This is a genomic window from Pontibacillus halophilus JSM 076056 = DSM 19796 (assembly GCF_000425205.1).
Lineage (GTDB): Bacteria > Bacillota > Bacilli > Bacillales > BH030062 > Pontibacillus_A > Pontibacillus_A halophilus.
In genome coordinates this window covers 54,588-75,156 of the sequence record NZ_AULI01000016.1, presented here as the reverse complement: position 1 = coordinate 75,156, position 20,569 = coordinate 54,588, and the positions used below count along the sequence as shown (strand labels likewise).

Annotated in this window: 21 protein-coding genes, 1 rRNA gene, 1 riboswitch and 1 other annotated feature; of the genes, 7 read left to right on the top strand and 15 right to left on the bottom strand. The window is 43.3% G+C overall.

What is annotated here, in order from left to right; genetic code table 11:
• The 5 genes from H513_RS0114780 to H513_RS0114760 all read right to left on the bottom strand — a co-directional run.
• Positions 1–222, bottom strand: a 16S ribosomal RNA gene (locus tag H513_RS0114780); the annotation flags it as partial.
• Between the two features lie 253 nt (positions 223–475).
• Positions 476–817 (bottom strand): rhodanese-like domain-containing protein, encoded by a 342-nt coding sequence (locus H513_RS20395; protein ID WP_051240050.1) that lies wholly within the window; start codon positions 815–817, stop codon positions 476–478.
• 12 nt (positions 818–829) lie between these two features.
• Positions 830–1,141 carry a rhodanese-like domain-containing protein gene (locus H513_RS0114770; RefSeq protein ID WP_026801419.1) on the bottom strand — a complete coding sequence of 104 codons (312 nt, stop codon included), beginning with the start codon at positions 1,139–1,141 and terminating at the stop codon, positions 830–832.
• Between the two features lie 237 nt (positions 1,142–1,378).
• Positions 1,379–3,796, bottom strand: coding sequence for a leucine--tRNA ligase (gene leuS, locus H513_RS0114765; RefSeq protein ID WP_026801418.1), 2,418 nt, complete (start codon positions 3,794–3,796; stop codon positions 1,379–1,381).
• 64 nt (positions 3,797–3,860) lie between these two features.
• Positions 3,861–4,074: a binding site (T-box leader), on the bottom strand.
• 77 nt (positions 4,075–4,151) lie between these two features.
• Positions 4,152–4,439 carry a DUF2524 family protein gene (locus tag H513_RS0114760; protein ID WP_233422725.1) on the bottom strand — a complete coding sequence of 96 codons (288 nt, stop codon included), beginning with the start codon at positions 4,437–4,439 and terminating at the stop codon, positions 4,152–4,154.
• 258 nt (positions 4,440–4,697) lie between these two features.
• Between H513_RS0114760 and mnmM the strand changes: the two genes are divergently transcribed.
• Positions 4,698–5,261, top strand: coding sequence for a tRNA 5-(aminomethyl)-2-thiouridylate-methyltransferase MnmM (mnmM, locus tag H513_RS0114755; RefSeq protein WP_026801416.1), 564 nt, complete (start codon positions 4,698–4,700; stop codon positions 5,259–5,261).
• Positions 5,262–5,278: 17 nt separating this feature from the next.
• Here mnmM and H513_RS0114750 read toward each other — a convergent pair whose 3' ends face one another.
• Positions 5,279–6,313: a tetraprenyl-beta-curcumene synthase family protein gene (locus H513_RS0114750; RefSeq protein WP_036770629.1), complete on the bottom strand. Its 1,035-nt coding sequence runs from the start codon at positions 6,311–6,313 to the stop codon at positions 5,279–5,281.
• Between the two features lie 39 nt (positions 6,314–6,352).
• Positions 6,353–7,138 carry an alpha/beta fold hydrolase gene (locus H513_RS0114745; RefSeq protein WP_026801414.1) on the bottom strand — a complete coding sequence of 262 codons (786 nt, stop codon included), beginning with the start codon at positions 7,136–7,138 and terminating at the stop codon, positions 6,353–6,355.
• 73 nt (positions 7,139–7,211) lie between these two features.
• On the opposite strand from H513_RS0114745, the gene H513_RS0114740 reads away from it, so the two are divergent.
• The gene (locus H513_RS0114740) at positions 7,212–7,730 is read left to right on the top strand and encodes a gamma carbonic anhydrase (protein WP_026801413.1); all 519 of its coding nucleotides are present in this window, start codon (positions 7,212–7,214) and stop codon (positions 7,728–7,730) included.
• A gap of 40 nt (positions 7,731–7,770) precedes the next feature.
• On the opposite strand, the gene metK is transcribed toward H513_RS0114740, so the two are convergent.
• A complete protein-coding gene (gene metK, locus H513_RS0114735; RefSeq protein WP_026801412.1) occupies positions 7,771–8,970 on the bottom strand; it encodes a methionine adenosyltransferase in 1,200 nt (399 codons plus the stop codon).
• 345 nt (positions 8,971–9,315) lie between these two features.
• Positions 9,316–9,425, bottom strand: a riboswitch (SAM riboswitch).
• Positions 9,426–9,714: 289 nt separating this feature from the next.
• On the opposite strand from metK, the gene pckA reads away from it, so the two are divergent.
• Positions 9,715–11,304, top strand: coding sequence for a phosphoenolpyruvate carboxykinase (ATP) (gene pckA, locus H513_RS0114730; protein ID WP_026801411.1), 1,590 nt, complete (start codon positions 9,715–9,717; stop codon positions 11,302–11,304).
• A 198-nt stretch (positions 11,305–11,502) separates the two neighbouring features.
• On the opposite strand, the gene H513_RS0114725 is transcribed toward pckA, so the two are convergent.
• Positions 11,503–12,279, bottom strand: coding sequence for an alpha/beta hydrolase family protein (locus H513_RS0114725; RefSeq protein WP_026801410.1), 777 nt, complete (start codon positions 12,277–12,279; stop codon positions 11,503–11,505).
• Positions 12,280–12,371: 92 nt separating this feature from the next.
• On the opposite strand from H513_RS0114725, the gene H513_RS0114720 reads away from it, so the two are divergent.
• Genes H513_RS0114720 through H513_RS0114710 form a run of 3 tightly spaced genes read left to right on the top strand, consistent with a single transcriptional unit; the run spans position 12,372 to position 14,937 of the window.
• Positions 12,372–13,364, top strand: coding sequence for an ABC transporter substrate-binding protein (locus tag H513_RS0114720; protein WP_026801409.1), 993 nt, complete (start codon positions 12,372–12,374; stop codon positions 13,362–13,364).
• Between the two features lie 12 nt (positions 13,365–13,376).
• On the top strand, positions 13,377–14,156 hold the full coding sequence (locus tag H513_RS0114715; protein ID WP_026801408.1) for an ABC transporter ATP-binding protein: 780 nt from the start codon (positions 13,377–13,379) through the stop codon (positions 14,154–14,156).
• Positions 14,137–14,937, top strand: coding sequence for an ABC transporter permease (locus H513_RS0114710; protein WP_231572139.1), 801 nt, complete (start codon positions 14,137–14,139; stop codon positions 14,935–14,937). Before H513_RS0114715 ends, H513_RS0114710 begins: the two co-directional genes overlap by 20 nt.
• A 38-nt stretch (positions 14,938–14,975) precedes the next feature.
• Here H513_RS0114710 and ytkD read toward each other — a convergent pair whose 3' ends face one another.
• The 3 genes from ytkD to H513_RS20385 form a co-directional block, all read right to left on the bottom strand.
• Positions 14,976–15,446 (bottom strand): RNA deprotection pyrophosphohydrolase, encoded by a 471-nt coding sequence (gene ytkD / locus H513_RS0114705; protein WP_081658305.1) that lies wholly within the window; start codon positions 15,444–15,446, stop codon positions 14,976–14,978.
• Between the two features lie 35 nt (positions 15,447–15,481).
• Entirely contained in the window at positions 15,482–16,045 is a 564-nt protein-coding gene (locus H513_RS20390; protein WP_051240044.1) for a hypothetical protein, read from the bottom strand.
• A 238-nt stretch (positions 16,046–16,283) separates the two neighbouring features.
• The gene (locus H513_RS20385) at positions 16,284–16,640 is read right to left on the bottom strand and encodes a hypothetical protein (RefSeq protein ID WP_051240042.1); all 357 of its coding nucleotides are present in this window, start codon (positions 16,638–16,640) and stop codon (positions 16,284–16,286) included.
• Positions 16,641–16,764: 124 nt separating this feature from the next.
• On the opposite strand from H513_RS20385, the gene H513_RS0114690 reads away from it, so the two are divergent.
• A complete protein-coding gene (locus tag H513_RS0114690) occupies positions 16,765–17,010 on the top strand; it encodes a DUF6154 family protein (protein WP_026801405.1) in 246 nt (81 codons plus the stop codon).
• Positions 17,011–17,069: 59 nt separating this feature from the next.
• Here the strand turns inward: H513_RS0114690 and menC are convergent, their stop codons facing one another.
• The 3 genes from menC to menB form a co-directional block, all read right to left on the bottom strand.
• A complete protein-coding gene (gene menC, locus H513_RS20380) occupies positions 17,070–18,176 on the bottom strand; it encodes an o-succinylbenzoate synthase (RefSeq protein WP_036770620.1) in 1,107 nt (368 codons plus the stop codon).
• 1 nt (position 18,177) lies between these two features.
• Positions 18,178–19,662 carry an o-succinylbenzoate--CoA ligase gene (locus H513_RS0114680; protein WP_026801404.1) on the bottom strand — a complete coding sequence of 495 codons (1,485 nt, stop codon included), beginning with the start codon at positions 19,660–19,662 and terminating at the stop codon, positions 18,178–18,180.
• An 81-nt stretch (positions 19,663–19,743) separates the two neighbouring features.
• Complete coding sequence (menB, locus tag H513_RS0114675) at positions 19,744–20,565, bottom strand: 1,4-dihydroxy-2-naphthoyl-CoA synthase (RefSeq protein WP_026801403.1); 822 nt, start codon at positions 20,563–20,565, stop codon at positions 19,744–19,746.
• Positions 20,566–20,569 lie beyond the last annotated feature (4 nt).

Below are 20,569 nucleotides of genomic sequence, written 5' to 3'. Positions count from 1 at the left end.
TTTACCTCTGAACCATGCGGTTCAAAGGATTATTCGGTATTAGCCCCGGTTTCCCGGAGTTATCCCGATCTTGCGGGTAGGTTACCCACGTGTTACTCACCCGTCCGCCGCTCATTCCACAACAATCACCCCGAAGGGATCATGTTGCTTCCTGCGCTCGACTTGCATGTATTAGGCACGCCGCCAGCGTTCGTCCTGAGCCAGGATCAAACTCTCCATAAAAGTGTTTGAACTAGCTTGTTAAAAAATCAATTAAAATTGAATTGACGTACATGGCGTTTGTTCAGTTTTCAAAGTTCAATGTGTCAATGTGTTGTTTCCTTATCGACAGTTAATATAGTAACATGTCCACATTAGAACGTCAACACTTTTTTTAAAACAAAATCACTGCCGTGCAATAACCAATTACTATTGCGACAGTGATTAATATATTACTAGTTAAATTGTATAATGTCAATTAATAAATGCAAATTCTTTAAACTAGTGCTTTACGATAATAGATTCTTCTATTAGGTTTCTTAGGCAAGAGCTTTACCGCCTTACGTACCCCTCGCATATCATCAGAGATCAAGACAATATCTTTGTCACATGCCCATTCATCATGAATGGCTCTAGACAAGTAGGCAAGTGGAATATTCTCGGCGCTAGGGTAAGGTGTCCGGTGGGCAGAGATATAATCTCTTACATCAATTACACAATAATCTCCCTGCTCAATTTTCCCCTCCTCTATTTCATTTACAAAGAGAGAAGGAGCAAGGTAATCCCGCACTGCTTTAACAAGCAGGGCAATAAGCAGAACGAAGGCAATCCATTTCATTTCGTCATCCCCTTATGGTTTAGTTGTATCGCCCTTCCACTCAAGCATGCCGCCCTTAAGATTAATCGCTTCAAATCCTTTTTCTTTCATAAATTCGGAAGCGTTCATACTACGGCGTCCTGAACGGCAAACGACCACATGCGTTTCATCTTTATTTAACGTGTCGACTTTCATCGGAATATCACCTAGGCGAATATGCTTCGCACCAGGAATCATTCCTTCTCTGACTTCTTCATCTTCACGAACATCGATAATGGTATATGCACGATTCTCCTCAATTGCTTGTTGCAATTCTTCCGGAGTCATTTCTTTAATTTCAGCCATGGAGAAAACCTCCTTTTTATCTGGGCACGATTATTATTAAATGGCACAATATAAAAGTCAAGGGATACGCCTAAGGGTATATTATCCCTATCAACATAGTTGGTTTTATACAAATGAGGGGTTGAATGGATTGCCTTTCGTTCTCCATAAGCTATTGTAACAACTATGGGTGTGAATTTCTCCCAAAAGGCATTAAAAAACCACCCCTACCGTTAAGCAGGGATGGTTATCACTTCATTAATTTGCAACGATGTTAACTAGTTTTCCAGGCACTGCGATGACTTTACGGATGGTCTTTCCTTCAATCCATTCTTGGATGGTTTCATCTTCAAGTGCAATCTTTTCGATCTCTTCTTTCGATGCGTCCTTTGGTACCGACGCTTTAGAACGAACTTTGCCCATTACCTGCAAGACAATTTCCACTTCATCTTCCTGAAGTTTAGCTTCGTCGTACACAGGCCATGTTGCATAAGCAATGGAACCTTCGTGTCCTAATAGGTTATAGATTTCTTCAGATACGTGAGGGGCTATTGGCGCTAGTAGCTTAATGAACCCTTCAGCATAATCTTTAGGAATCGAGTCTGCCTTGTATGCGTCATTTATAAACACCATCATTTGAGAGATAGCTGTATTAAAACGAAGTTGTTCGAAATTCTCTGTAACGATCTTCACCATCTTATGGTAGGAACGCTCAAGATCAGACCCTTCTGTTTGTTCGACGACTTTGTCTGAGAGTTCGCTTTCTCCTTGAACAAATAAACGCCACACACGATCTAAGAAGCGGCGCGCACCATCTAAGCCATTAGAAGACCATGCGATTGATGCTTCAAGAGGTCCCATGAACATTTCATATAAACGAAGGGTGTCTGCACCGTGTGTATCAATGATTTCATCAGGGTTTACGACGTTCCCTTTCGATTTACTCATCTTCTCTTGATTCTCACCTAAGATCATCCCTTGGTTAAATAAGTGTTGGAAAGGTTCTTTCGTAGGAACCACGCCAATATCATAAAGGAACTTGTGCCAGAATCGAGCATAGAGAAGGTGTAGAACAGCGTGTTCTGCACCACCGATATACGTATTGACTGGCAGCCATTCGTTTAGCAGTTCTTCATCTGCAATTGCTTCCGTATTCGTTGGGTCGATATAGCGTAGATAATACCAAGAGCTGCCGGCCCACTGAGGCATTGTATTCGTCTCGCGGCGTCCTTTCATTCCTGTGTCTGGGTCAACAACGTTTACCCAATCGTCAATATTTGCAAGCGGCGATTCACCAGTACCAGAAGGTTTAATTTCTGTAGTCTTCGGTAATTCAAGCGGAAGGTCTTCTTCTTTGACGCCAGTCATAGATCCATCTTCCCAATGAATAATCGGAATAGGCTCTCCCCAGTAACGTTGGCGGCTAAATAGCCAGTCTCGAAGGCGGTAAGTGGTTTTCTTTTCACCTTTATCGTTTGATTCTAGCCAATCAATTGCTTTCTGGATAGCTTCATCTTTCTCTAAACCATCTAGAAACTCAGAGTTGATGTGTTTGCCATCTCCTGTATAAGCTTCCTTCTCAACATCTCCACCTTCAACCACTTCCACAATCGGTAAGCCAAATGTCTGCGCAAATTCATAGTCACGTTCATCGTGAGCAGGTACGGCCATAATGGCTCCACTTCCGTAGCTCATGAGGACGTAATCTGCAATCCAAATCGGTAGCTCTTTGCCGTTTACAGGGTTAACAACATACCCACCTGTGAAGACACCCGTCTTCTCTTTAGCTAAATCCGTACGCTCAAGGTCACTCTTGTTCTGAATGTCGTTCACGTATTGATTGACCGCGTCTACTTGCTCTTTAGTAGTAACAGATTCAACAAGTGGATGCTCAGGAGCAAGAACCGCATAGGTTGCACCAAACAATGTGTCTGGGCGGGTAGTAAATACGGAGATATGGTCTTCCGCACCTTTCACCTCAAAGCGCACTTCAGCACCTTCAGATTTCCCAATCCAGTTGCGTTGCATATCCTTAATGTGTTCCGGCCAATCTACTATATCCAAATCATCAAGCAGACGGTCTGCATAGGCTGTGATCTTAAGCATCCATTGTTTCATCGGTTTACGAACGACTGGGTGCCCACCACGTTCACTAACTCCATCTACAACCTCTTCATTCGCAAGCACAGTACCTAGAGCTGGACACCAGTTTACGGCTACCTCATCAATGTAGGCCAAACCTTTCTCATAAAGCTTCAAGAAAATCCATTGTGTCCATTTATAGTAGTTCGGGTCTGTCGTGTTGATTTCTCGGTCCCAATCGTAGGAGAACCCTAGTGCTTTAATTTGACGACGGAAGTTATTAATATTTTCTTTCGTAAAGGCTTCAGGGTCGTTCCCTGTATCTAGCGCATATTGTTCAGCCGGAAGCCCGAATGCGTCCCATCCCATAGGATGCAATACTTCATATCCTTGCATTCGCTTCATGCGAGATAGAATGTCTGTCGCCGTATACCCTTCAGGGTGACCTACGTGCAGTCCAGCACCAGATGGATATGGAAACATATCCAGCGCATAGAATTTCTCCTTATCTGATTTGCTATTTGTCTTGAATGTCTTATGCTCATCCCAATATCGTTGCCATTTCTGTTCAACCGAAATGTGATCGAATGCCACGTCAACTACCTCCCAATATGTTTACTACTAAGCCGAATCCATACAAAAAAGACCCCTCATCCCAATCTGGGACGAGAGGTCTTCCACCCGCGGTACCACCCAAGTTAGTGAATTGTCTTCACTCGCTCTTCTCCTTAACGCGGAATACGTCGAACCTTACTCTTATGTTCAGGTTCGCAACTAAAAGGCGAGTTCATACGGGAGAAGGATAGCTTACACCAACCGCTATCTCTCTAACTACATCTCCGGATATTACTACTCCTTTTTAACGTCTTTCGGCCATGTATGTGTTTTTAATGTATACGAAGGAATGTGTAGTTGTCAAGGCAGCCTTCAAAAAGTTATGGAGTGAGTGTTATCCTTCGTATTGAGTCAAGTCCTGATTATCTAAAATCATATCATTCATACATTGAGAAACGAGCAAATGAAGACGATGGAGCTGTTCTTTCTGCTGGTGATTTGCACTATGCATGAGTTTGTTAATCTTAACTTCAATTTCTTCCAGATGGACCTGTGCATCTGTATAATCAGAAGTCATTTGGAACCCCATACGATTCGCTTCGTCTAATTGGTCTCTAGCTTCCTCTACACGCTGGTTGGCTTCTGTCATCAATGTCTCAATGGATTCACGTGTTGCCATCATTCATCACCTCATTTGTAATGTGCTTCTATTTCCCATTCCTATTCATACGTGTTCATTCTTGGTATTTGGAAATTTAACGTGCTACAATGCAGTAGATGTTTGAAGCAGTTGGAGGGAACGCCACCTCCTACACCTATCACTTGTCTATGTACACAATTATTTGTAAAATAATGATTTAATAAAGGTCGTACGTTTAGTAAATGTAGGAGTTCCGTTTCGATATTATTGAATAAATTATAAGTCAGGAGCTTGAATGAAATGCTACAAAGAATCTTAGATTATGCTCATCACTTGTTGAGCGGAAGTGTGGAAGAAGGAGATTGGGTTGTAGATGGTACAGCCGGCAACGGATACGATACCGTATTCCTAAGTAAGCTCGTCGGAGAAACTGGACACGTCCTCTCTTTCGATATCCAGGAGCAAGCCATTTATAATACAGATGAGAAATTGGCTGAGCACGAGTCCACGAATGTCTCACTCATCTTAGACAGTCACGACCGTCTTGATACGTATCTTCCTTCAGAAGATACCGTTTTAGGCGGCGCTATCTTCAATCTCGGGTATTTGCCTGGAAGTGATAAACAAGTGATAACGAAAAGCACTTCCACTATCCCAGCCGTACAATCCATTCTGAAGCATCTAAAACAACGAGGGATCTTAATCCTTGTCGTTTACTACGGTCATGAAGGTGGAGAAGAAGAAAAGACAGAGCTCTTAAAGTATGTGTCTAAATTAGACCAAAAACAGTATAATGTGCTTCGCTACGGATTTATTAACCAGAAGAACAATCCTCCGTTCATCGTAGCCGTAGAGAAGAAATAGAAAAAAACCGGACAGCTTTACTGTCCGGTTTTCATTCGATTATAGAGCTTTGTATTTAAATAGAAGAATCTCGCCCTTATCCCACTAACCCCTAACAATTCTTTCACCATAGTAGGGGATCCTTCAATTCTAGATACTTTGGAATCTGCCAAGTACAATCCGACTAATCCTTTATAAACCATCCGATGAAAAGATGGATAAGGCAGTCGGGCCACCCCGCTTTTCGTTTTCTCTATAAAGTAGATGAAACGTGATTTCAGCTCTTCCTCGTGTTGATAATAGTTACAGAAGTTTAAATCTCCTTCTTCCAAGTCTTCCTGTTGGTCAATGTAGTAATCCAATAAAATATGAAGTCCTTGCATATAAGGGAAATAAGCACGATAGATGCCTTCTACCTTCTCTTCATTTAATGGATGACCAAAAGCGTAAGATACGAGACAGAAAATCCCTAGTGTAGAACCTGTAGAAGCTGAGAATTCATACCAGCTAAGGTCCTTCCAACTTGGTTCATGCTCTTCATAGAACTGCTGCAACCTTGGAACACGCTCATCTTGAACAACGTGCTTATGTACTTGAAGGTCGCAATATTTAGATGCAAGCTTGCGTAAATAAGGTTGAATGAGCGAATAAGTCTCTAGTTTACGAAGGGATGATTGACAGGTCGAGATCAACTCGTTTAAGTACCCCCCATCATCTTGTTCCTCTCTAAATCGATAATAATTTGTATGAGGACGCTCTAATAGAAGCGCATCCAGCATACCGTCATGAAGGGCACGAAAGTCATCAGGATCCATAGAAGTACTACGGTCACACAGATTATCTAAGTAATCCGAAATGGTCTGATAGGCGACGATAAATCGTATCGCCTCTTTCCACTCTTTCTTGGCGAGCAATGCATAAATGCCACCACCTTCACAATGAAAGGTTTTATCCTGGATTGAATGGAGTGCTTGAGTTCTTAATTCTTCGTTTGGTATGGATTTGGCCCGCTCTCTCCAATACGACAACTCTTTGTTCACGTAGGGGAAGATCTTTCGATAGACAACGGACATCAAACCAATTGATGTACTCGGTACCAAGAGGTTGTCCTCCTATTTTCTTAAGTGATGTCGGGCAAATGTTTCCGCATAGCGAAACACATCTTCCCGTTCTGGTTCGTTGAATACTTCATGGTATAAGCTTTCCCATTCTTTGTAACTTTTTTCATGAATGTTCAAGTGATTAAACCAATGGAGCGTTCGATCAGACTGTACATAATAATCCTCACCCGCTTGAAGAACGAGCAGAGGAACATCTGGAAATTGGGCATGCTTCTTATGAGCAAGGTCCACTGCTTTATTCAATTCATTGAACCAGCGAACAGACACTTTTGTGAGCATTAGTGTGTCTTCTTTATCTTTCGTTAAGACGTCTTCATTGCGCGTTGCCTTCCCTGTACCACTTGCTCCTTTCACAAGCATGGACGGCGCTACGTAATTTAACCCTTTCCCTAACGTACGCTTGATTCGGTTCGGCTGGTTCACGATGCCAAGACATGGAGATGAAAGAATCACTCCTCGTACTGGAAGTTCAGGCTTCTCTTGTAATGTACGTATTACAGCAAGCCCTCCCATACTGTGACCTAAGAGGAATACCGGTCCACCTTGACCATGAGCAGCATGAACCCAGGATGAAACTTGTTCAATATATTCATTGAATGACCGTATATGGCCACGCCTTCTTGTCGATTGTCCTTGACCTGGTAAATCTCCATACAACACATTGTACCCATGCGCCTGCCATTGTTCAGCCAACCAATGGTACCGACCTGCGTGTTCAAAGGCTCCATGAACGATTACAACCGTTCCTCTCCCATCTGACGCTTCCAATCGATGCATGCTACCATTCCTTTCTAAACATTCACGAAGTTTGTATACTATTCATAACACCATATTTATAAGGAGGATTCAAATGATATACCACTACAAAGGAAAAGAACCTACGATTCACGAGACTGCCTTTATCGCTGAAGATGTTGTCCTGACAGGGGATGTAACCATAGAGGAAGAAGCAAGCATTTGGTTCAAGACCGTAATTCGAGGTGACGTTTCCCCTACCTACATCGGTAAGCGTACCAATATACAAGACCAATCCATGCTCCACCAAAGTCCGGGGCTCCCGTTAACCGTTGAGGACGATGTCACGATTGGCCACCAAGTTCTCCTTCATTCTGCACATATTAAACAAGGGGCCTTGATTGGTATGGGCTCCATTATTTTAGATGGGGCTGTCGTGGAAGAAGGAGCCTTTGTCGGTGCCGGTAGCCTAGTACCGCCTAATAAAGTGATTCCAGCAGGTACGTTAGCATTTGGTCGACCAGCTGTTGTTGTCCGAGAACTAACTGAAGCTGATCGTGATGAGATGAGACGAATCCGAACCGAATATGTAGACAAAGGACAATTCTATAAAGAACAACAATCCCGTTTATAACTAAAAAACTCCAGAGCACTAGTTGCTCTGGAGTTTTCAATTATTGTTGTAAGGACGCTTTTAATTCTTCTACTTTGTCAGTCGCTTCCCAAGGGAATAGAACGTCCGTACGACCAAAGTGGCCATATGCAGAAGTATCACGGTAGATTGGTCGACGTAAGTCAAGCATCTTAATGATTCCCGCTGGACGTAGGTCGAATACGTTACGTACAGCAGCTACAAGTTCTTCCTCAGACACATTGCCTGTGCCAAACGTATTAATGGAAATAGATACAGGTTGCGCGACACCAATCGCGTAAGCTAGCTGAACTTCGCAAGACTCTGCTAGTTGTGCTGCTACGATGTTTTTCGCTACATAACGGGCTGCGTACGCAGCAGAACGGTCTACTTTCGTCGCATCTTTCCCACTGAACGCACCGCCACCGTGACGGGCATATCCTCCGTACGTATCTACGATAATCTTACGACCTGTTAATCCAGCATCACCTTGAGGTCCACCAATTACGAACCGTCCAGTTGGATTAATGAAATATTTCGTGTCAGCGTCAAGGAACTCAGTAGGTACAATTGGTGCGATTACATGCTGTTTTAAGTCTTCCTTAATTTGCTCAAGAGTGACTTCTGGTGCGTGTTGAGTAGAGATGACGATTGTGTCAATACGAACCGGCTGGTCTTGTTCATCATATTCAACGGTTACTTGTGTCTTCCCATCCGGGCGAAGGTAGTCAAGCGTTTCGTTTTTACGTACATCTGTAAGCTGTTTCGCTAATTTGTGAGCGAGTGAAATTGGAAGCGGCATCAATTCAGGTGTTTCATTATTGGCAAAGCCAAACATTAGACCTTGGTCCCCTGCACCAATGCTTTCAATTTCATTGTCTGTCATTTGACCTTCACGTGTTTCAAGTGCTTCGTCAACACCTTGAGCAATGTCAGGAGACTGCTCATCTATAGCGGTTAAGACGGCACACGTTTCAGCGTCAAAACCGAATTTCGCACGCGTATAGCCAATATCTTTAAGCGTCTGGCGTACGACTGCTTGTATATCCACGTATGTATTGGTTGAAATTTCACCAGAAACAAGTACCAGTCCAGTCGTTACTGTTGTTTCACATGCTACACGAGCATTAGGGTCTTTCTTTAGAATTTCATCTAGAATTGCATCGGATATCTGGTCAGAAATTTTGTCAGGATGACCTTCTGTTACAGACTCTGAAGTAAATAGTCGGCGATTAGATGCCATGTTGTCGGACTCCTCCTTAAGTAACACTACAAGAATTTAACGGAACTGATCTCCCAGCAATACGAATCGAACTTCAATCTATTACTGTAGCTTATATGATTCAACTTTACCGGAAGAGGACAAAACTTCTAGAAGGAGCTTTGTTCTCTTCCGGCAGCCTTTCTAAATAGATAGAAGGCATAAGTTATAACAAACTTCCAATTGAATCAATCACCCCGCCTCACACGAACTGTTGGGCTTCGGCTTACTGGTTTACTTGTATGGTTTGATAGGGTTTCCCCTCAATAAGGTCATTTTAGACATAAAAAAACCTTTCCCACAATGAGCAAAGGGAAAGGACCTTCGCTCTTATCGTTCAAGGCCATAGCCTTGCATCAGGTTAGCACCATTTCATCATTTGGATGACGGTTGCTGGGTTTCCTAGGGCCTGTCCCTCCACCAGCTCAGGATAAGATCGTTTCCGTTCGCGCTTAATCATAACGTTTCAACGGTGAGCTGTCAACTTATTCCCACCATAATCCCCTACACCACCAGCCGCATAATCCCTGGCCACAAGATGTATATAGTGTGACCGATTGTGCTCCTAAAGATACCTTCCCTATTTATCAGGAAAATATACACATTATCCACTTAATAGTATGGACTAATTCAATTAATGTGCTATACTATTTATAACACAAAGACCAAAAACGCTTACATGAAAAAGGGGTTTAGAAATTTAATAAAAAGGCAGGTTCTGTTTATATGAACACCGTAAACCAAAAAGAACGTTTAAGTGAGTTGTTAGAGCAGGATCACATGTTAAAAAATCTGTCCGTGGCCGAATTAGTGGAGAAGATTCTTAGCCGTAACGAGGGTTCCTTAACGAACACTGGAGCCATTCGCACCACTACAGGAGCATATACAGGCCGCTCCCCTAGAGATAAATTTATTGTAAAAGACGAAGAAACAGAACATACCGTTGATTGGGGAGCCGTTAACCAACCCATCAGTGAGAATGTGTTTCATCAACTATACGAGAAAGTGATGGATTACCTTTCAAATAAAGAAGAAGTCTTTGTATTTAAAGGCTTTGCAGGGGCTGACCCGAAATCAAGACTTCCCATTCAGGTAATTAATGAGTATGCGTGGCACAACCTTTTTGCGCATCAATTATTCATTCGACCTGAAGACGATGAATACCTTTACCATTTAGCAGAATTCACGGTTGTTTCTGCACCAGATTTCAAAGCAAATCCTGCAGTAGATGGCACGAATTCAGAGGCGTTTGTTATTATCTCCTTTAAAGAGCGAGTCATATTAATCGGCGGTACGGAGTATGCTGGCGAAATTAAGAAATCAATCTTTTCTGTCATGAACTACTTACTTCCAAAGCAAGATATTCTTCCGATGCACTGTTCAGCTAACGTAGGTCAAGAAGGCGATGTAGCTCTCTTCTTCGGTCTATCAGGAACAGGGAAGACCACTCTTTCTGCTGATTCCCACAGGAAACTCATTGGAGATGATGAGCACGGGTGGTCGAACCATGGTGTATTTAATATTGAAGGGGGTTGTTATGCGAAATGCATCAACCTTTCTGAGGAGAAGGAACCGCAAATCTATAATGCCATTCGATTCGGTGCTGTATTAGAGAATGTCGTCTTAAATGAATTCTCTAAAGAAGCGGATTACGATGACACTTCGTTAACCGAGAACACACGCGCTGCATATCCACTTACAAATATAGATAATATCGTAACACCTAGCATAGCAGGTCATCCCCACACCATTGTCTTTCTAACTGCAGATGCATTCGGCGTTCTTCCTCCTATTAGTAAGCTTACGAAAGAACAGGCGATGTATCATTTCTTAAGCGGCTATACGAGTAAGCTTGCAGGAACAGAACGCGGGGTAACAGCTCCAGAAGCTACATTTTCAACGTGCTTTGGTTCTCCATTCCTGCCTCGTCATGCATCAACCTATGCACGCATGCTCGGAGATAAAATTTCTCAATTTAACGCAAATGTATTTCTCGTGAATACGGGGTGGACTGGGGGCGCTTACGGAGAAGGAGGTCGCATTCGCCTCTCTTATACACGATCCATGGTTCGCGCTGCGTTGGAGGGAGAACTCGATTCGACGGAAACAATGGAAGACCCAATCTTCGGCCTCCATATCCCAACCTATGTACCAGGTGTGCCAGACGAAGTACTAGTTCCTCGTAAGAATTGGAAAGACACCGACAGCTATGAGAAGAAAGCCAAAGAACTTGCAAATAAATTCCACACAAACTTCCAAAAGTTTGAAGGGATTGACCCAGCCATACGCCAAGCGGGTCCTTTATTTACAACGTAAAAAGAAGGCTCAGTCTTGTGAATGCAAATTAAAAATGAACTCTCTTAAGAGAAAGTAACATTCATGAACAAGCGATGATCCGGTCCACTTATGCTTATAAAAACGAGACGCCCCTTCTCCTAGCCCTTAGGGCTTGGAGAAGGGGCGTCTTGTTTACTGCTCAAGTGATACAGAAGGAGCCTGACACTTCTCAACTGATTATTCTCTCAACCACTGACACAACCTCTTAACCGTCTTTCGATTAATCGCAGGCGGGAAATAATGATCCAGGTCATAATAAACCCAGCTGGACACAGGTGTCCCAACTTCCTGTAACCGTGTTTCTAACGTCCTCGCATGTTCAACAGACACATTGACATCGTAGTAGCCGTGAATAATGAGAACCGGAGCGGCGAGTTCTTCTAACCTTGATAGTGGTGTGCGCGCTTCATAACGCTCTGGATATTTATTTGGGCTACCTCCAACAACTCGCTTCAGCATACGCCGAAGATCTTCTCTTTCCCAGTAGGTCAGGGAAACGTCGCTTACGCCTCCCCACGTCACTACCTTCTTTACCCCAGGATGTTCAATCGCTACCCAAAGCGCCATGACTCCGCCTCGTGAGAATCCAAACGCATATAACTCATCTGTCACGTAAGGAAGTTGTTGAAGCACCATCATCCCACTTGTTGCATCTTGACGGTCTGCTAGAGCGAAATCCTCTGCCCCTTCGCCTCCAAGATTGCCACGGTAACATGGGGCAAATACGACAAATCCTTCTGAAGCAAATTGAATTAAGCGACCTATCCGCACCCGTCCAACGTTCTTGATGCCACCTCTTAAGTATAAAAACCCAGGGTACTCCCCCTCCCCTTTAGGCTTTACGAGAAATCCTTTTACTTTAAGCCCATCACTTATATACGTCACGAGTTCTACCTCCATCTGAGGATGGGGGGATGGATACCGTTGACTGTGTACGATTGTTCCATTCTTCATAGCATATCCTTTCTAGGCATTCACACAATTTTGTAGCGTACATACGATAAAGTATCTTAGATGTTTGTCATCTAACTAGGAGGCCTTACAACATGAAATATTGGCGTATCATCGTATGTTCATTTCTTATACTAATGCTTATTTTCCCATTAGTAGCGTGTTCGAATCAATCACAAACCATCCGCGTGGCTGAAGTAACTCGTTCAATCTTCTATGCGCCTCAATACGTGGCACTTGAGAAGGGCTACTTTGAAGAGGAGGGTCTTGAAGTTGAGCTGACAACCACTTGGGGCGGAGACAAGACGATGACCACACTACTCTCGGACGGCGCAGATGTAGCGCTTGTAGGCTCTGAGACATCGATTTATGTATACAGTCAAGAAGCAAACGATCCGGTTATTAACTTTGGGCAACTCACTCAGACAGATGGAACCTTTCTAGTTGCTCGAGAGGCCGATGAGGACTTCCAGTGGGAAGAAATGAAGGGACAGACGCTTCTTGGTCAGCGTAAGGGTGGGATGCCTCAAATGGTTGGGGAATATGTACTGAAGCAAAATGGGGTTGACCCACACCAAGACATGGAACTAATCCAGAATATTGACTTTCAAAACATCGCAAATGCCTATGCTTCAGGTACTGGTGATTATGTACAGCTATTTGAGCCTACTGCAAGTTTATTTGAACAGGAAGGGAAAGGGTTTATTGTTGCATCATTTGGAGAGGAATCTGGTCACGTCCCCTATACAGCTTACATGTCTAAAGAGAGCTATTTAGAGGAAAACGAAGAATCCATTGTGAAATTCACACGGGCGCTTTATAAAGCCCAACAATGGGTGCAGGACCATAGCGCGAAAGAGACTGCCGAGGTCATTCAACCTTACTTTGAAGATACAGAACTTGAGTTAATTGAAACCGTGGTGGACCGGTATAAACAACAAGGGTCATATGCGGAAAATCCTTTATTAGATGAGGAGGAATGGAACAATTTAAAGACCATTATGGATGAGGCTTCGGAATTACCGGCAGATGTCCCATACGGAGAGTTAGTGAACTTCGAGATTGCCAATGAAATTATCGAAGAATAGGAGGGAAACGAGATGAGCTTCCTGCAAGTTGACAACGTATCCCACCAATACTTCAGTAAATCGACCTATACGAAAGCCCTCCATTCGATTACGTTAACTGTTGAGAAAGGCGAGTTCATTTCACTCCTTGGACCGAGTGGGTGCGGAAAGAGCACCCTCCTCTCTATTATTTCAGGGCTTGTCAAACCAACAGAAGGAAATGTGCTCATAGAAGGAGGACGACACTCTAGAACGGATTACATCGGTTATATGCTTCAACAAGATTACTTGTTCCCTTGGAAAACCATTGAAGAAAACGTTACGCTAGGGCCTAAAATTCAACATAAAGGTTCTGTGCCAGATATTCTTAAACAAAAGGCTGTCGATCTATTGCAACAGATGGGAGTCGGCCATGTGCGTGAATCCTATCCAAGAGAGTTGTCAGGCGGTATGAGACAACGGGCTGCATTAGCCAGAACTTTATGCACAGACCCAAAGATTGTCTTACTAGATGAACCTTTCTCCGCTCTTGACTATCAAACAAAGCTGAAACTTGAAAATCTAGTTGCGGATAAACTGACCGAATACGAACAAACTTCCGTGTTGGTCACCCATGACATTGAAGAAGCAATCGCCATGAGCGACCGAATCTATTTGCTGAAAGCGAACCCCGGCGAAATCGCAAGAACGTTTACGATACCCGATTCTATACGTCTGCTTCCCCCTTTCGAAGCGAGACAGCACCCTGATTTCCAATCGACATTCCAGTCCATATGGAAGGAGTTGAATGCACTTGATTCAGCCACAGGATGACAGACGGTTTCTTCTTTACCAGCAGAAGGTCAGACAAGAACGCTTGCTCGTCATTGGATGGCAACTCATCATTTGCATCGCCTTCTTTGGTTTATGGGAACTAAGCAGCAGATTGAGATGGATAGATCCACTATTGTTTAGCTCCCCTTCTAAGATTGTCACACTACTAAAGACGAAAGCTCTTGATGGGACACTCTGGGTGCATGTGCAAGTAACGTTATTAGAGACAATCGCCGGCTTCGTAATCGGAACACTACTTGGCGTTACACTGGCCGCTCTTCTGTGGTGGTATCCACGATTGTCGAATATCCTTGACCCTTACCTCGTTGTTCTAAACGCCATGCCGAAAGTAGCATTAGGCCCGATTATCATCGTTGCCCTCGGACCAGGCTACGTATCCATCATAGCCATGGGAGCGATTATTTCCGTCATTATCACCACCCTTGTGGTGTATGCTGCCTTTCGTGAAGTCGATGGAAACTATTTAAAAGTTCTTAAGAGTTTCGGAGCGAACCGTTATCAAATCTTCAAAGAAGCAGTCTTACCAGCGACCTTTCCGGCTATCATCTCTACATTTAAAGTCAATGTAGGTCTATCCTGGGTAGGGATTATGGTTGGGGAATTTCTTGTATCGAAGCAAGGGCTAGGCTACTTAATCATCTATGGATTTCAAGTGTTCGATTTTACACTTGTCTTATCCAGCCTCCTCTTAATTGCCGTTTTTGCTTACTTCATGTATAAAGCTGTAGAACGATTAGAGCGAGCTATAATAAAGCAATAGAACTGTAGCGTATATAAGACAAAGGAAAGGCTCAGCTATTACATAAGCTGAGCCTTTTTTACGTATTCGAGACTGTGTGGGAGTACACCGTCTTTCATCATGAAACTAAACTTCCCATCCTGCTCAATCGTAGCAGGCAATTGGGTTAAACATACCGGACCTTTCGTTTCAAAGTAACTCGATTGCTCTTCTAAAGCATCTATATGAGCGAAATAGATATTCTTGACGATGTTTCCACCCTTACCTTCTACTTCATATTGTCCGATATATTCAAGTGAAGCAACCTTCCCGCCAGTCTCTTCCATCACTTCTCGAACTGCCGCATCTTCAGGTGTTTCACCTTTCTCCACCTTTCCGCCCGGAAATTCAAGACCTCGGTCTTTATGTTCAGTCAAGAGCCATTTGTTGTTAAACCGGCTAATCACCCAAACATGTCGAGGGTCCTCTGAGAAAGGGTTCTTCGTGAAAGATAGCTTCACCTGGTTGTTATAATAATCATAAAACGTCATCACATTCCATCAACTGCCTTTAAGTGCATCATTTCTTAAGAATGAACAACGTCAACCAGCTTCCATGAGCCCTCTTCTTTAGAAAAAGTCATAGAGATTGAATAATCGCCATACAGTTCATTCTTGTTATCCTGCTTCAATTGTACTTCATTTGACGATACATTGGTAATTTCGTAATTCTGTTGTGGATCAAACCACGGCGGAGTATCCATTGGAATTAAGTAAAGTCCGTCATCGTATTCCTTATAATAAAAATCAACATACTTCTTTGCAAGGGTTTTAGAGCTAATTGATTCAAAGGATTGAATCAATTCTGCTTTTGAATCATAGTTTAACACTTTATAGTCTTCATTGGTATCTTGTACAAGCTTCTCCATAAACAGAGAAGTCATGCGCTTTATCTTCTCATCGGTTAGCTCTTGGTCTTTATTCTCGGGTTTCATTTTCTTCTGTGTCGCTGTGGTGCTTCCCTTATGCGATGCTGCTAGTTGAATGGACTGTGCGTCGACAGTTGGATGAGATGCTCCAGAATGAAATGTAAATAATAGCATAAAGCTAGTCAACACGACCGTCATCAATCTTTTGTTCTTGGTGTACATATAACTTCCCCCTAATCTTAATGGTTCGTTAGTTGAATTTTTACCTTTTTCACGAACGAGTAAACCATCTAGAGAAGGAAAGTGTGAAAAAAATACTAGATTCATAGAACATTCATGATACATTCTATGTCTGAATGGATGCTACAACATAAATAAAACCCCCGCCAGGAACTATTTCTCTCCAGGCGAGGGGTAGCTCGCAGATTGTCGTCACCGACATCCACATACACCTTCTTTACTATTGAAACGGGTCTTGTTCACCATTAATTTCAGAAGAATCGGCTTCTTCGTCCATTCGAATAGAATGAATAAAAGCTTTCGTGTCTTCATCTCCGAGGTCATACAACATCCGATATGCCATTCTAAGTGAGTTGTCGTAATCATCGTTTTCAGGGTCCTCTGAATAATGCTTGTAGGGTATGTGCGCTCGCAAGAATGCTCGTCCATCCGCATTGTATGCCTCATCCAAGACCTGACGAAGGCGGAACATTTCTTCCATCGTTGCCTCGATTGTAAACACATCATTGTTTCCTTCGTGCACTTGAGAGATTTCCCGTGTTCCAAGGTTAATGTAAAATGTGTGCTTTTTCTCCATAGCGTCATCCTCCTGTTCTTACTTTCTGCAGACTTTTTACAAATTATGAACAACATTTCTAAAAAGCCGCATAAGGTATGACAAAAGCAACGCTTTCAAAAAAGTGAAGAGAGGAAGAACACACGTGAAATTTGCCCATGAGCTATCGAATATGTACAAACGTCATTTTGATGAAGATCAATATGTATCGTTATTTGTCTATTCCATTCTTGAACAAATGAATCGGGAGGATTTGCTTGATGTAATGAATCAATGTAGCAAAGAAGAATTAGAACAACTGCTAGGTTCGCTACTGCTAAATAAACTAAATACAAATCCCTCGCTTGCTGAACCTAAAGGTCGCATGATGACCCTCGAACAAATCGGATAGCATCGTCCATATGTTTGACTTTATATCGTATGCGAAAAGCCTGGAAAAAGTACTTAGAATTAAAAGTTAAATTCGTAGCGGGAAAGGGTCATGTGATTTACCTGTTCCAAATCAAGTTGGTATCCAATCCCCTCCCCTTCCGGCAAGGGAAGTTTCCCATTCACAAGCTCAATAGGAGGCTTCGTAATATCCCTGTGCCAATACCGAGATGAGGCAGAGATATCTCCAGGTATCGTAAACCCTGCAAGCGATGAAAGTGCTAAGCTATGTGCTCGCGATACCCCAAGCTCAAGCATCCCTCCACACCATAAAGGGATTCCATGAGCCCGACATAGGTCATAGATTCGAAGGGCTTCTGTAAAGCCTCCTACACGTCCAAGTTTAATATTCATAATTCGACAACTTTGAAGAGCGATGGCTTGCTTCGCATCTGCATAAGACGTAATCGTCTCATCTAGGGAGATTGGAGTTTCCATCTGTCGTTGCAACTGGGCATGAAGGTAGAAGTCGCCAGCTCGAAATGGTTGTTCAATCATAAGCAAGCCAAGTGAGTCGAGAGACACTAACCAGTCCATATCCTCTTCTGTGTACATGCCATTGCCGTCAATCATATAAGATAAATTAGGCGCAATCTGTTTAGCCTTTGTAATTACTCTTTTCTCTTCTCCTTTTTGAACCTTCAATTTAACCCGTTTATACCCTTTGGCCTCGTAATAAGGCAGTAGTTCTTCCATCTGTTCAGACAAACTCACCACTACACCCACTTCAACCGGTACGCTCAGGCCCCCAATTAATTGAAACAAAGGGGTAGAGCGTTGCTTTGCATATAAATCCCACGCAGCCAAGTCAAGCCCAGCTTTCGCCATTTGGTTGCCTTGGAATCCTTTCAACAAATGACATACATCGCGTGGATGCTCGATTACTTCCAAATTAGCTTTCAGATGTGGAATAAATACATCCGTCAACATGTGCCATCCCGTCTGGACCGTCTCTTCTGAGTAGAAGGGGGTAGAGAACGCCACGCACTCTCCATATCCTATATTGCCTTCTTTGTCCCGTAATTCAATGAGCAGACTATGCCGGTCATGGACGACACCTGCATGGGTCTTAAAGGGGGTCTTTAACTGGTTCTTTAATTCGGATACGGTAACAGTTGTTAGATGCACCCTATTTCCTCTCCTCCCATAAGTGAACAAGTTCACGTCGAACCAATTTATTAGAGGCATTCCGTGGCAAGGATTGTATCGTATGAATGGCATGTGGAACTTTGTATTTCGCTAAGCGTTCTATACTGAATTCAAGGAGTTCCTCTTCTGTTATTACCTGATCAACAACGATGAAGGCAACAGGGACTTGCCCCCATTCTTCGTGAGGCACACCAATTACACCACTTTCACGAACGGCTGGATGTGCATTCAATGTACTTTCAATCTCAGCAGGATAGACATTCTCACCACCAGAAATAATAAGATCACTTCGACGGTCGAGTACATACAAGTATCCATCCTCATCTAAATATCCTAAATCCCCAGTCGCAAGCCAACCATCTTGAAATTTATCGTTATTGGCTTGCCATTGCTTAAAGTATCCTGAGGTCACACTCGGACCCTTAACGTGAATTTCCCCTACTTCTTCTGGTGCCGCTTCCCTCTCATCTGAAACAATCTTTATTTGGGCTTGAAACAAGGGTTTCCCAGCTGACCCTAACTTTCTAAGTGTGTCTTCTGCACTAAGCGTAACAATTTGAGAGGCTGTCTCCGTCATTCCATACGTCTGAAATACAGGAACATGACGTTCTTTCGCACGTTGCAGCAGTGGCCGAGGAGCCGGCCCCCCTCCTAGTAGCATGCAGCGAAAGCTGTCCGGATAACGGTCCTCGCCTTGTAATGTTAATAATTTATCCAACATGACTGATACGACAGATACCATCGTGACACCTTTGTGCATAATTTCATGATGAACTTCTTCTGCATCAAACTTTCGATGTAAATGCACCGTCATTCCGTACACAAGACTTCGCACAAGTATTGCTAGTCCCCCAACGTGAAAGAGCGGAAGCGAAGCTGACCATTTGTCACGTTCACCAATGCCAAGGTTTAGTGCGGAACCAATTGCACTCCACCAATGATTCCCATACGTAAGGACAACGCCTTTTGGAAACCCTGTTGTTCCTGACGTATAAATAATCGTACTTGTGTCTTGCAACTTCAACTCTTCTTTCGTGCCATGTTTTAGGGGCTCTAGCTCATTTAGTTGAGCAAAGGAAGCAGAGCGCACGATTAAACAATCTTGTTTCACTCGTTCAGCAAATTCCTTAAACGAATCCTCATAGATAAAGTGAAGGCATTCTGCATCGTTAATTTGATAGGAGATTTCTTGTTTCGTTAACCTTGTATTCAAAGGGACAGCTATCGCTCCTAAATACGTCAATCCGTGCAGAATGTATGTAAATTCCAGGCTATTTTGAGATAGGACGGCGACGTGACTTCCCTCCCGCACGCCGAGAGAAGCAAGTAAATAAGCTTTCTCAAGACTTTTCTCCTTGAGTTGTTGGAACGTGATTTCGTCCCCTTCAAACACAATAGCTACACGATTCGGGGTAAGATGGGCCCGCTTAGTTAGCCAATGTGGAATTGTGTCAGTTGTAGTCATGGGGTATCTTCCTTTCTGAGTATAGAACTCGTTATGAAGAAGAAAACCCTTGCAGTGTGGCAAGGGTTTTCGATGGAAGGCTTATGGGAAACGCGGGAACTGTTTGAAGTCCGGTTTACGTTTTTCTTTAAATGCGTCGCGGCCTTCTTTCGCTTCATCAGTTGTGTAGTAAAGAAGTGTAGCGTCTCCACCCATTTGTTGTAGACCCGCCAAGCCATCCGTGTCGGCGTTGAAGGAAGCCTTCAAGAAACGAAGAGCTGTTGGAGATTTCTCAAGAATTTCTTCACACCATTGTACCGTTTCAGCTTCTAGTTGGTCTAATGGTACTACCGTGTTTACAAGCCCCATTTCCTTCGCCTCTTGAGCATTGTATTGACGGCAAAGGTACCAAATTTCTCGTGCTTTCTTGTGACCTACGATACGCGCTAGATACCCAGCACCGTAACCTGCGTCAAAGCTACCTACTTTAGGGCCTGTTTGACCGAAGATTGCGTTGTCTGCTGCTATAGTTAGGTCACATACAACGTGAAGGACGTGCCCTCCGCCGATTGCATAACCAGAAACTTCTGCAATAACTGGTTTAGGGATTACACGAATCAAGCGCTGTAGATCCAATACGTTTAGGCGAGGAACCTGGTCGTCTCCTACGTATCCACCGTGGCCACGAACTTTCTGGTCGCCGCCGGCACAGAATGCGTCATCACCTACACCCGCAAGTACGATGACACCAATTGTTGAATCATCTCGCGCATATGCGAAAGCATCAATCAATTCATTTACCGTCTTAGGTCGGAAAGCATTGCGTACTTCCGGACGATTAATCGAAATCTTAGCAATACCATTATAAGTTTGGTAAAGAATGTCATCGTAATGACGTTCATTTACCCATTCTACTGTGCTCATATGT